Origin of the sequence: Rhodanobacter sp. Root480, assembly GCF_001426645.1 — a bacterium.
In the GTDB taxonomy this organism is placed as follows: Bacteria; Pseudomonadota; Gammaproteobacteria; order Xanthomonadales; family Rhodanobacteraceae; genus Rhodanobacter; species Rhodanobacter ginsenosidimutans.
In genome coordinates, this window is record NZ_LMEX01000001.1 from 1360704 (window position 1) to 1372892 (window position 12189).

The window sequence follows — 12189 nt, forward strand, 5'->3', positions numbered from 1 at the left end:
GCTAGCCCGCGATGCACCTCAATGGAACCACCGCAACAGCACCAGGCCGATGATGACGGCGCACGCGCCGAACAGTCGCAAGGTCCGCGGAGACAACGTCAACGCCTGTCGCATCATCGCCTGCCAGGATGCCGGTGCCGCAAACAGCAGCAGACCCTCGAGCACCAGCACCAGGCACAGCGCGGCCGCCAACTGATGCATCGATGCCGCCTAGCGCTTCTGTACAGGCTGGTTGAAGTAGCGCATGAACTCCGAGTCGGGCTTCAGGATCAGCATGCCCTTGCCATCCTCGAACGACTTACGGTAAGCCGCCAGGCTGCGGTAGAAGGTGAAGAACTCGGCATCCTGACCATAGGCCTTGGCGTAGATCGCCGCCGCCTGCGCATCGCCCTCACCACGAATCTTGGCCGCGTCACGCATTGCATCGGCACGCAGGACCTGGCCCTGGCGATCGGCGTCGGCCTGGATCTTCTCGGCCGCTTCCTGACCGGTGTAACGCAGTTCATTGGCCAGTTGCAGGCGCTCGGCACGCATGCGCTTGTAGACCGATTCGCTGACCTCGTTGGGCAGGTCGATGCGCTTGATGCGCACGTCGACCACGGCAATGCCGAGGTTCTTGCGGGCCGACGCATCGGTTTGCGCACGCACGCGCTCGGTGATGTCCTTGCGGCCGCCGGAGATCAGGTCGGGCAGCGTGCGGGCGTTGAACTCGAAGCGCAGCGCATCCTTCACGATCGGGGTCAGCCGCTGCGCCGCCTGCAGCTGGTCGCCGCCGGTGGCGCGGTAATACGCGGCGTTGTCCAGCACGCGCCACTTCACGTAGAAGTCGACGTTGACGCTCTTTTTCTCGGAGGTGAAGTAACGCTCCGGCGGCGCGTCCAGCGACAGGATGCGCTTGTCGAAATGCATCACCTGCTGGATCACCGGGATCTTGAAATGCAGCCCCGGCTGGTAATCGGTGTGCACGATGCGGCCGAATTGCAGCAGCAGCGCGCTGTGCCCTTCGCGAACCACGAACATGCTGTTGAGCCCCAGCAGGATCAACAGCACCGCGACGACGCCTGCGGCTATCCGGCTCATGGCTGCGCTCCCTTGTCGGCTGAATTGCTGCTGGCGGCGGGCACCACGACATTCGCGCTGGATGAATCCGCATTGGCCGAAGTGGCCGTGCCGCCCTGTTGTGCCGGCAGGTTGATGATGTTGCGGCCGTCGGAGCCGTCGATCACCTTGGGGTTGTCAGCCATCACCTGTTCCATGGTTTCCAGCCACAGCCGCTTGCGGGTGACCTCCGGTGCCGCCTGGTACTGCTTCAGCATCAGGTCGAAGCGGTCGGTGTCGCCTTCGGCGCGGGCAATACGCTCGGCCTTGTAGCCGGCCGCCTCGGCCGCGATGCGCGCCGCGTCGCCGCGTGCCACCGGTACCACCTTGCTGGCGTAGGCCAAGGCGCCGTTCTCGATGCTCTGCTTGTCTTCGCGGGCGTTGTTGACGTCGTCGAAGGCATCCTTCACCTCGTTCGGCGGCGCCACGTTCTGGAAGCTCACCTCGGTGACGCGCAGGCCCGAGTTGTAGCTGTCCAGCGTTTTCTGCAACGCCACCTGCGCCTCGCTGACCAGGCTGGCGCCCGCGGCGGACAGGATCTGGTCCATGTCGCTTCCGCCGATCACCGAACGCACTGCCGCCTCCGCCGCCGCGCCCGTGGTGCCATCGGGATCGTTCAGCGAGAACAGGTATTTGCGGGCGTCGTCCACCTGGTATTGCACGGTGAAATCGATGGTGATGATGTTTTCATCGCGGGTCAGCATGGCGACCTTGTCGGTCACCGAGCGGATGCGGGTGGCTTCAACCTTGGTGATCGTCTCGAACGGCACCGGCAGCTTCAGGTGGAAGCCCGGCGGCAACGTGCGCGAATACTGGCCGAAGCGCAGCACCACGCCCGCCTCGCGCGCACCGACGATGGTGTAGCTGCTGAACAGCACGCTGAGCACGATCAACACCACCACGACGGTGATGATGCCGCCCGCGCCATTGCCGAACTTGCCGAAACGGCTCTTCAGCTGCTTGAGCAGGTCGTCCAGGTTCGGCGCACCGCCCGAGGGCCGCTTGCGGTTCCATGGATCGCCCTGTTGTCCCTTACCGGGTTCATTCCACGCCATGAGTCAGTCTCCTTGGGACCGCTGGAGGCCGGCAGCCACGGCCGGAGCACACGTTGAAAGGGGAAACCACATGATGTCTGCCATAACGGTGGGGGCATGTGCCGACCCGGTCAGGCGGCAGCACAAACGCCGGACAGTTTAGCAGAGCCTGACGCATTGATCCGCTGCCCGCGACCGTCTCGACCGGGCCACGCCGGCGCCGCCAGGCGCCCTGGACGGGGAGCACCGCTAGGACGCCGGGGCCAGCAGATCACGCAGCATGCCGGCCTCGGTCGCATCCGCGCCCAATGGCGCCAGCACGCTGCGTGGCGCATCGATTCGCAGGCGCCAGCCGTGCTCGTCGACCGTTTCCTCGGCAATTGCGCCGGAGGCCTTGAGCCGGGCATGCAGGCGCCCGGCGGTCAGTGGCAGATGCAGCGACGACTGCACCCGGTCGCCACCCAGCAACTCGCCCAGCGCCTGGTGCAGCAGCTCCACCCCCGCGCCGGTGGCGGCTGACAGCCACACCCGATACGGGCGCCCGTCGCCATCGCGGTCGATCCGCGGCTCAAGCCCGGCCAGGTCGATCTTGTTCATCACCTGCAACTGCGGCAGGTCGCCGGCGTCGATCTCCTGCAGCACCTTGTTGACCACCCGATGCAACGGCTCGCGCTCGTCGTCGGCGGCGTCGCTGACATGCAACAGCAGGTCGGCCTCGCGCGCCTCGGCCAGGGTGGCGCGGAACGCGGCCACCAGGTCATGCGGCAATTCGCGGATGAAACCGACCGTGTCGGCCAACACTGCGGGGCCGCAGCTGAGGCCGTCGATCTTGCGCACGGTGGGGTCCAGCGTGGCGAACAATTGGTCGGCGGCGTAGACCTCGCCGGTGGTGAGCGCATTGAACAACGTGGATTTGCCCGCGTTGGTGTAGCCCACCAGGGCCACGCGCGGCACCGTGTTGCGCAGCCGCGCGCGGCGCTGCTGGGTGCGCTGGGTCTGCACTTTTTCCAGCCGCTTGCCGAGAATCTTCACCCGCTCGTTGAGCAGGCGGCGGTCGGTTTCCAGCTGGGTTTCGCCGGGGCCGCGGTTGCCGATGGCACCACCGCGCTGCGCGTCCAGATGGGTCCAGCCGCGCACCAGCCGGGTGGCGATGTGCTTGAGCTGGGCCAGCTCCACTTCCAGCTTGCCTTCGTGCGAGCGGGCGCGCTGGGCGAAGATGTCCAGGATCAGCCCGGCGCGGTCGACCACGCGCACCTTGAGCTGCTTTTCGAGGTTGCGCTCCTGCACCGGGGTGAGTTCGTGATCCACCAGCACCAGGTCGGCCTCCAGCGCGGCCACCGCCTCGGCCACTTCATCGGCCTTGCCGCTGCCGATGTAGAAGCGCGGGCTGGGTACATCGACACGGGCGGTGATGGCCGCCAGCACCTCGGCGCCGGCCGACTTGACCAGCTCGGCGAATTCCTCGGCACGGCGGGCGCTGTCGCCCTCACCGCGCGAATGCGGCATGACCAGTACGGCGCGGTCGCCTTTCTTCTGTCGATCAAACACGAATGGGGTGGGCCTTTGCGGAAACGAACCTACTTCATGCGGGCCAACACCCCATCAATCAAGCGCCTGCGTCGGCCGGCGTGCCGGCGGCGGGCGCGGCGTCGTGGTCGGCGTGGCCGTCGTGGTCATCCGCGCCACCGCTGATACGCACGTTGCGGCTGGGTACCACAGTGGAGATGGCGTGCTTGTAAACCATCTGGCTTACCTGATTGCGAAGCAGCACCACGAACTGGTCGAACGATTCCACCGTACCCTGCAGCTTGATGCCGTTGACCAGGTAGATGGCCACCGGCACGCGTTCGCGCCGCAATGCATTGAGAAACGGATCCTGCAGCGATTGTCCCTTGGACATATTTTGTTCCCCTGGCGACGGACGGGTCCGGAAAAAAACGCCTGCGGCGTCCGGCCCAACTCCGGTGATGGTAACCGCTTTCAAATGCTTGATGAAAGGTGGTTTTCAACCTGCCGGCGCAAATGAGCAGGGGTTGGCAAAAGCACGTTCAGCGAGGCCCAGCGACGCCGTCCAGCAGCCGTTGCACAGCGTCGGTTGCGCGGAGCGTGCAGCCCGATTCGTCGGGGTCGAAAAACCGCGCACCGAGGTCGCTGCGCAGCCAGGTGATCTGCCGTTTCGCCAGCTGGCGGGTGGCAAAAATGGCCTGGTCGCGGAAGGCGGCCGCGTCGATCTTTCCTTCCAGGTACTGCCACGCCTGGCGGTAACCCACCGCGCGAATGGCCGGCAGGTCGGCATGCAGGTCGCCACGTTCGCGCAACGCACGCACCTCGTCCAGAAAACCCTCAGACAACATGATGTCGAAACGCCGCGCGATGCGTTCGTGCAGCACGCTGCGATCGCGAGGCATCAGCGCCAATTTCAGCACGCGCCAGGGGAAAGGTGTTTCGTGGCCGCGCTGTTGCAACTCGGACAGCGGGCGGCCGCTGAGTTCGATCACCTCCAGCGCCCGCTGCAACCGCTGCGCGTCATTGCTGCCGATACGCGCGGCCGCCGCCGGGTCGAGCTGTGCCAGCCGCGCATGCAGGGCGGGCCAGCCGAGTTGCTGCGCCTCGGCACCGAGCCGCTGCCGGATCGACGCGTCGGCCTGCGGCAACGCCGACAGCCCCTGTTGCAAGGCCCGGAAATACAGACCGGTGCCGCCGACCAGCAGCGGCACCCTGCCCCGCGCGCTGATCGACTGCATCGCCACCAGCGCGTCGTCACTGAAATCCGCCGCCGAATACGGCTGCGCCGGGTCGCGGATGTCCACCAACGCGTGCGGGTAGCGCGCCAGCGTCGCCGCGTCGGGCTTGGCCGTGCCGATGTCCATGCCGCGATAGACCAGTGCGGAATCCACGCTGACCAGATTCAGCGGGAACCGCTCGCTCAACTCACAGGCCAGCGCGGTCTTGCCGGAGGCGGTGGGGCCCATCAGGAAGATGGCGAGGGGGCGCTGGTCGATGGGCATGGCGGGCAATCAACCAACCGTCGGCGGCGCGAAAACGGCGGCCACCTCGTCGGCATCCAGCGCCCGCCATTCGCCCAGCGGCAGGTCGCCCAGCGTCAACGCGCCGACCGCAACGCGCTGCAGGGTTTCCACATGGTTGCCCGCAGCGGCAAACATCCGCCGCACCTGGTGGTAACGCCCTTCGGTGACGGTGAGCCGCGCATGGCGCGGGCCCAGCACCTGCAGTTGCGCCGGTGCCAATGGTTCCTTTTCCGACTCCAGCATCAGGCTGCCGCTGGCGAACAGCGCGCCTTCGTCGCCCCGCAGATCCTGCGCCAGCGTGGCCTCGTACACCTTGGCCACGTGTGCCTTGGGCGAAATGATCCGGTGCAACAGCGCGCCATCGTCGGTGAACAGCAGCAGGCCGGTGGTGTCACGATCGAGCCGGCCCACGCTGGACAAGGCCGGCGTGCGCACGTTGAACCGCGGCGGCAGCAGGTCGTACACCACCCGGCCCGGGTCCTTGCGCGAACAGGTGACGCCCAGCGGCTTGTTGAGCATCAGCACCAGGCCGGGCGGCGGATCAAGCGGTTCGTCATCGACGCGGATGTTTTCGTGTGGCACCACGTCGTCGGCGTACAGCACCTCGCCATCGGCGTCGGTGATGCGCCCGGCACGGAACAACTGGGTCACATCCTTGCGGCTACCGTAGCCCAGGTTGGCTATGAGTTTGACCAGTTTCATGGCTTGACCCGTTTCATGGGCGCACTCCGTTCGCTTCGATCACTTTGAAACCGTCCTGCGTGGTCACCGTGGTGACGTGGTGGAAACGCGCAGCCAGGATCGCCTCATACGGCAGGTGCCGGTTCGCCACCAGCCACAGCCGGCCCTCCGGCCCCAGCGCGTCGGCGGCGCTGGTGATGAAGGCGCGGCCCAGTTCGGGCAGGTCGGCGCGGCCCTGGTGGAACGGCGGATTGCTGACGATGGCGTCGTAACGCCGCGGCAAACCGCGGGTGACATCGTGCCAGTGCACCGCAATCTCGACATCGCGGCCACTGGCCTGTTGCGCACGCGTCAGGTTGATCCGCGCCGGTTCCAGCGCACGCGCCTCCGCTTCGTACAGGTCGATCGATGACACCTGCGGACAGCGGGCGATGATCTGTGTGGCCAGATAACCATAGCCGGCCCCCAGGTCGGCCACCCGCCCACGCAGGTCGGCCGGCAGATGTGCGGCCAGCAAGGCGGAGGCGGGATCGATCCGGTTCCAGGCAAACAGCCCGGGCCGGCTGACGAAGCCGTCGTCGGTTTCGCGCGGTGCATCCAGCGCCAGCCATTGCGTCAGCAACTCGTGATCGACGCTGTCCGCCGTGGGCGTGGTCCAGAACACGCGGCATTTGTGCTTGGAAAGATGCTGCACGGCGCCGGCCAGTTTCACGAGGTCGGCCTCGCCGGATTTCGCGCCTTCCGCATTGGGCATGCTGACCAGTACGGTACCGCCCGGCGCCGTGTGCTGCAGCGCGCGGGCGAACAGCGCGCGCGCCTCGTCGCGCTGGCGCGGCGGCAGGATCAACACCAGCGGGAAAAGCTCACCCACGGATGCCTCGCCCACGTGCAGGCCACAGCGGCTCAGCTCATCGGCGAACGGCATGAAGCCCTGCTCGCACAGCCATGCCGGCTGCGCCATCTCGCGCAGGCGCACGCCGGCCCGCGCACGCAGGAACAGCACGCGGCCGTCGGACGGCAAGTGCAAGTGTCCCAACTCGAAGGGAACGAACAAGGCGGCCAGCGCCGTGTCGGGCGCGGCCGCGGAAAATCCGGATGCCGTCACGTCATTACTTCAGCAGGCGATTGATGCACGCATTGTACGTGGCCGAGGGAAGCGCTTCCCTGTGTGGGAGCGACTTCAGTCGCGATGCTCTTGCTTTGAGGCTCAATGCAAAAAAGCATCGCGACTGAAGTCGCTCCCACATAACGGCGTTACGCCATTCCGCTGGACTGGTTGCGCCCCAACCGCGCCACCCAGCGGTACAGCGCCGCGTTGACCAGCACGAAGGCGATGCCGCCGATCCAGATCGCGGCGGTACCGAAGCCATCACCCACCAGCGCCAGCGGCGTGCTCTTGCCGGAAAACACCACGATCGCGGCGATCACCACGCCGATGATGCTTTCGCCCACGATCATGCCCGAGGCCAACAGCACGCCCAGTTGCTTGGTGCCTTCGGGGTTGGCGCCGCGGTCGGCGCGCTTGTCGAAGTACCAGCCCACGATGGCGCCGACCACGATCATCAGCGTGGTGGAGCTGGGCAAGTAGATGCCCAAGCCCACGGCCAGCGGCGGCAACCTGGCGGTGCGCGTCGTGCGGCCCAGCATCTCGTCCAGCACGATCAGCGCCACGCCGATGGCGGCGCCCAGGCCGATCAGGCTCCAGTCGATATTGCCCTGGATCACGCCTTGCGCCAGCGCCGAGATCAACCCGGCCTGCGGCGCCGCCAGCGCCCGCGTGGGGTCCACGCCGGGCATGCCGGCAAAGCCGTACGCTTCGTTCAACAGATCCAGCACCGGCGGGATCACCGCCGCGCCCACCAGCACGCCCACCACCAATGCCACCTGTTGTTTCCACGGCGTGGCATCCACCAATTGGCCGGTTTTCAGGTCCTGCAGGTTGTTGTTGGCGATGGTGGCCACCGCGAACACCACCGAGGTGGCAAACAGCGCAAACGCCACCATGCCCTTGCCGGCGTCGCCGGTTTGCGCCTGCACGCCCAGCATCAGCAGCAGCGCGGCGATGATCACCACCAGGATGCCCACGCCCGACAGCGGGCTGTTGGACGAGCCGATCAGCCCCGCCATGTAACCGCACACCGCCGAGACCAGGAAACCCATCACCACCACGAAAACCAGGCCGCCGATCACCAGCAGCCATAGATGATCGCCCAGTCCGGTGGCGAAGCTGAAATCGCCCAGCAACCAGGCGATCGGCAGCAGGCAGGCCACGCTGATGAGGCCTACCAGGCCGATCGGCATGTCGTGTTCGGTGCGCGGCAACGTGGATCCCTGGCCCGCCTTGCGCGCCCGCGACGAGGCCATCGCCGAGGTCAACCCGCTGATCACCGGCTTCACCAGTTTGGCCAGCGTGTAGATGGCCGCCACGCCGATCGTGCCGGCGCCGATGAAACGCACCCTGGCGCTCCACGCGGCCTGCGCCACGTCGGCCGCGGCGCCGGCGGTCGCCGCCAGCATCGTGTAATGCGGCACCGCCCAGCCCCACGCGATCACCGCGCCCAGCAACATCGCCAGGCCCACCCACAAGCCCACCAGATGACCCACCGCCAGCAGCGCGAACGACAGCGCGAAGTCGTAACCGGTGGCGCCGCCGCGATCGCCGAAACGGAAATACTGCGCCACGTTGCCGGCGAAAACGCGGGTCGCCACCACCACCGCAAACACTGCCGACACCACGGTGCCGGCGGCCACGGCCAGCAAGCCGGCGCGGCTGCTTTCCTCGGACGTGGCAGCCGCATCGTCGCCACCGCCCACCTTCAGCACCTCGGCGCAGGCCACGCCCTCGGGATACGGCAGGTCGGAATCGGTCACCAGCGCGCGGCGCAGCGGGATCGTGTACATCACGCCCAGGATGCCGCCGGTGGCGCAGATGCCGAAGGTGATCCAGAACGGAAAGCCGTTCCACCAGCCGATCATCACCAGCCCGGGCAGCACGAAGATGATCGCCGACAGCGTGCCCGCCGACGAGGCCACCGTCTGCACGATGTTGTTTTCCTGCATCGTGGAATTCTTGAACGCGCGCAGGATCGCCATCGAGATCACCGCCGCGGGAATCGAGGTGGCGAAGGTCAATCCCGCCTTGAGTCCGAAAAACACATTGGCCGCGGTGAATACCAAGGTGATCACGATGCCGATGATCAGGCCGCGTACGGTGAGCTCGGTGCGCGGCGTGGCGCCGGACAGGGGTTGTGCATTCACGACGGCTCTCCCGCGCCAATAGTGCGCGCAACGATAACGCGGAATGGTCGCTTACCGCGCGTCGGCGGAACCAACTTCTGGCACTGGCCCCGCAAGCTCCAGCCCGCTCTGGAAGTGGCGCCGCTCGCCCGACAGCGGGTCGTCGAACGCCAGGTTGCGCGCCAGCAATTGCAGCGGGCGGCGATGGTCGTCATCGGCCGCGGGCGCAAGTTCGGGATACAACGTGTCGTGCAGGATCGGCGCGCCCAACGCGGCCATGTGCAGGCGCAACTGGTGCTTCTTGCCGGTGACCGGTCGCAGCGCATAGCGCCAGATATCGACCCCGCGCTCGATCACCTCGATCAACGTCTCGCTGTTGGGTTCGCCCTCGACCTCGCGCATGCGGAAAAACGGCTCGCCCGCCACGATGCGCGAACGGCGATGCTGCGGAAATGACAGCTGCGGCAAACCCGGCGCCAGCGCGTGATAAAGCTTGTCGATGCGCCGTTCGCGGAACAGCGCCTGGTACGCCGCGCGGCTGGCCGGGTTGGCCGAGAAAAGCACCAGCCCCGCCGTGGCCCGATCGATCCGGTGCAGCGGCACCAGGTCCGGATTGTCCAGCCGACGGATCAGTCGCCGCAGCAAGGTCTGCTCCACGAAGCCGCCCGCCGGCGTCACCGGCAGGTAGTGCGGCTTGTCCGCCACCACCAGATGCGCATCGACATGCAGCACGGTTTCGACGCCGGGAATCGGCACCTCCTGCGCCACCTCGCGGTAATAGTGGATGCGCAGCCCCGCGCGATACGACGTGCGCGGCGTGATCGCCCGCCCCTGCGCATCCAGCACCCGCCCGCGTTCGATCCGGTCCAGCCACTGCGCAGGGCTCACGCTGGCGAAATGCGCGCACAGCGCGTCCAGCACCGTGGCCCATTCGCCGGCAGGCAGATGCACGGTGCTGGCGCGGGGATCGTGGAAGGCGTCAGTCATAAGCACCGCAGTCTAGAGCCAACGCGTAGAATGGCCGGCTGTTGTCTCAAGGCTGGCCCATGGCGCTCAACTCCACCATCTACAAAGTCGAACTGCAGATCAGCGACATGGATCGGCATTACTACGCCACCCACGCGCTGACCCTGGCGCGGCACCCCTCGGAAACCGAGGAGCGCCTGATGGTGCGGCTGTTGGCGTTCGCGCTGTACGCGGACGATCGGCTGGAGTTCGGCAAGGGCCTCAGCGACGAGGACGAACCGGCCCTGTGGCGCAAGGCGTACACCGACGAGATCGAGCTGTGGATCGAGCTGGGCCAGCCCGACGAAAGCCGCATCCGCAAGGCCTGCGGCCGCTCGCGCCAGGTGGTGGTGATCAGCTACGGCGGCAACGCCGCGGAGATCTGGTGGAGCAAGGTCGGCTCCGCGCTGGCGCGCAACAGGAACCTCACCGTGCTCGACATTCCCGCCGCGACCGTGACCGAACTGGTTGCGCTGTTGCAGCGGGGCATGCGGCTGCAGTGCCTGATCCAGGATGGCCAGTTGCAATTGATGAACGACACCGACGCGGTGGCCGTGGACCCGGTGAAGCGCATGCTCGCCACGGACGCGTCGAAATAACCCTCACCTTTTCCGGAGATACCCATGCGCTGGTTGCTGCCCCTGCTCACCGTCTTCACCCTCGCCGCCTGCGGCGGCTCGCCCCAGGTCCGCACCCACGGCCACGTGGACAAGCTCACCACCATCGACCACACCGTCGGCAGCGGCGCCGAGGCGAAGGCCGGCATGGACGTGCTGGTGCACTACACCGGCTGGCTGTATGACGACACCGCCACCGACAAGCACGGCACGAAATTCGACAGCTCACGCGACCACGGCACGCCGTTCAATTTCCAGCTGGGCGCCGGCCGCGTCATCGAAGGCTGGGACCAGGGCGTGGCCGGCATGCGCGTGGGTGGCAAGCGCACGTTGCTGATTCCCGCCGCGCTCGGCTATGGCGCCCAAGGCGCCGGCGGCGACATCCCGCCGAATGCGTCGCTGGTGTTCGATGTGGAATTGATCGACGTCAGCAAGCACTGACCCCTGTAGGAGCGACTTCAGTCGCGATGCTCTTGAAGGGATGACCAGACATTCGTCTGTTGAAAGCCGGGATTCGGAAGAGCAAGAGCATCGCGACTGAAGTCGCTCCTACAAGAGCCACCGGTTCCACCATCCATTCAATCCTCCTGCGCCGCAGCCTCGCGCCCCTGTTGGCGGATGATGGCTTCCTCGCGCGCATCGATGATCGACTGCATCACGCTGTCCACGTCGGCGATGCTTTCGTCGAATTCGAACTGGCCGGTCAGCTCGGTGTCCGGATGCAGCTCGCCCAGTTCGTACAACGCCCACATCTCCTCGCCGTAATAGGTGTCCAGCAACTCCGGCGCAAAGCGCGACAGACTGATGGTGATGTTGCCTACGTCACGGCGCAGCATGGCGCGCGCCGCGTTGTTGCCCGACGCGCTGACCACCTGCGGCAGGTCGATGATCACCGGGCCCTCGGGGCCCACCAGCACGTTGTATTCGGACAGGTCGCCGTGGATCAGGCCGATGCACAGCATGCGCGCCACCTGCTGCATCAGGAAGCGGTGGTAGTCGCGCGCCGTGTCGGCCGACAACTCCACCTCGCCCAGTCGCGGTGCCGAATAACCGTCCGCGTCGGTGACCAGCTCCATCACCAGCACGCCGCTGAAATAACCGAACGGCCGCGGCACCCGCACGCCGGCGGCGGTGAGCTGGTACAGCGCGTCGACCTCGGCGTTCTTCCAGTTCTCCTCCATCTCCTTGCGGCCGAACTTGCTGGCCTTGCCGATCGCGCGCGCCTGGCGGCTGCCGCGCACCTTGCGGCCCTCCTGGTATTGCACGCGCGCCTGGAAACTGCGCTGCCCCATGTCCTTGTAGACCTTGGCGCAACGCGTTTCATCGCCGCAGCGCACCACGTAAACGGAGGCCTCCTTGCCGCTCTTGAGCGGGCGGAGCACCTGGTCGATCACGCCTTCCTCGATCAATGTCTGCAGGCCCTGGGGTGTCTTCATGCGTTGGAAAGCTTCAAGTCGTCGTGGAAAGGTCGCGATTATGGCCGATCGG

General features: G+C 66.6%; 13 protein-coding genes. 2 read left to right on the forward strand and 11 right to left on the reverse strand.

Annotation, left to right across the window (positions count from 1 at the left end; all coding sequences use genetic code 11):
* Positions 1-18: 18 nt before the first annotated feature.
* The 10 genes from ASD22_RS06405 to ASD22_RS06450 all read right to left on the reverse strand — a co-directional run bounded on the left by ASD22_RS06405 (position 19) and on the right by ASD22_RS06450 (position 10066).
* Positions 19-201, reverse strand: coding sequence for a DUF2065 domain-containing protein (locus tag ASD22_RS06405; protein ID WP_056080380.1), 183 nt, complete (start codon positions 199-201; stop codon positions 19-21).
* Positions 202-210: 9 nt separating this feature from the next.
* Positions 211-1080, reverse strand: coding sequence for a protease modulator HflC (gene hflC, locus ASD22_RS06410; protein ID WP_007081727.1), 870 nt, complete (start codon positions 1078-1080; stop codon positions 211-213).
* The gene (hflK, locus tag ASD22_RS06415) at positions 1077-2153 is read right to left on the reverse strand and encodes an FtsH protease activity modulator HflK (RefSeq protein WP_056080384.1); all 1077 of its coding nucleotides are present in this window, start codon (positions 2151-2153) and stop codon (positions 1077-1079) included. Before hflK ends, hflC begins: the two co-directional genes overlap by 4 nt.
* A gap of 228 nt (positions 2154-2381) precedes the next feature.
* Positions 2382-3680, reverse strand: a complete 1299-nt coding sequence (gene hflX, locus ASD22_RS06420; RefSeq protein WP_056080387.1) for a ribosome rescue GTPase HflX — start codon at positions 3678-3680, stop codon at positions 2382-2384.
* Positions 3681-3738: 58 nt separating this feature from the next.
* On the reverse strand, positions 3739-4032 hold the full coding sequence (gene hfq, locus ASD22_RS06425) for an RNA chaperone Hfq (RefSeq protein ID WP_056080391.1): 294 nt from the start codon (positions 4030-4032) through the stop codon (positions 3739-3741).
* 148 nt (positions 4033-4180) lie between these two features.
* The gene (gene miaA, locus ASD22_RS06430; protein WP_056080395.1) at positions 4181-5140 is read right to left on the reverse strand and encodes a tRNA (adenosine(37)-N6)-dimethylallyltransferase MiaA; all 960 of its coding nucleotides are present in this window, start codon (positions 5138-5140) and stop codon (positions 4181-4183) included.
* Between the two features lie 9 nt (positions 5141-5149).
* Entirely contained in the window at positions 5150-5863 is a 714-nt protein-coding gene (locus ASD22_RS06435; protein WP_056080397.1) for a pseudouridine synthase, read from the reverse strand.
* 13 nt (positions 5864-5876) lie between these two features.
* Positions 5877-6947, reverse strand: coding sequence for a class I SAM-dependent methyltransferase (locus ASD22_RS06440; protein ID WP_056080400.1), 1071 nt, complete (start codon positions 6945-6947; stop codon positions 5877-5879).
* Between the two features lie 149 nt (positions 6948-7096).
* Positions 7097-9100 (reverse strand): oligopeptide transporter, OPT family, encoded by a 2004-nt coding sequence (locus ASD22_RS06445; RefSeq protein WP_056080402.1) that lies wholly within the window; start codon positions 9098-9100, stop codon positions 7097-7099.
* A gap of 51 nt (positions 9101-9151) precedes the next feature.
* Complete coding sequence (locus ASD22_RS06450; protein ID WP_056080405.1) at positions 9152-10066, reverse strand: pseudouridine synthase; 915 nt, start codon at positions 10064-10066, stop codon at positions 9152-9154.
* 59 nt (positions 10067-10125) lie between these two features.
* Between ASD22_RS06450 and ASD22_RS06455 the strand changes: the two genes are divergently transcribed.
* Both ASD22_RS06455 and ASD22_RS06460 read left to right on the forward strand, forming a co-directional pair.
* Positions 10126-10683, forward strand: coding sequence for a YaeQ family protein (locus tag ASD22_RS06455; RefSeq protein ID WP_056080408.1), 558 nt, complete (start codon positions 10126-10128; stop codon positions 10681-10683).
* Positions 10684-10707: 24 nt separating this feature from the next.
* A complete protein-coding gene (locus ASD22_RS06460; protein ID WP_056080411.1) occupies positions 10708-11142 on the forward strand; it encodes an FKBP-type peptidyl-prolyl cis-trans isomerase in 435 nt (144 codons plus the stop codon).
* A gap of 137 nt (positions 11143-11279) precedes the next feature.
* Here ASD22_RS06460 and ASD22_RS06465 read toward each other — a convergent pair whose 3' ends face one another.
* Complete coding sequence (locus ASD22_RS06465) at positions 11280-12137, reverse strand: PA4780 family RIO1-like protein kinase (protein ID WP_056080414.1); 858 nt, start codon at positions 12135-12137, stop codon at positions 11280-11282.
* Positions 12138-12189: the final 52 nt, after the last annotated feature.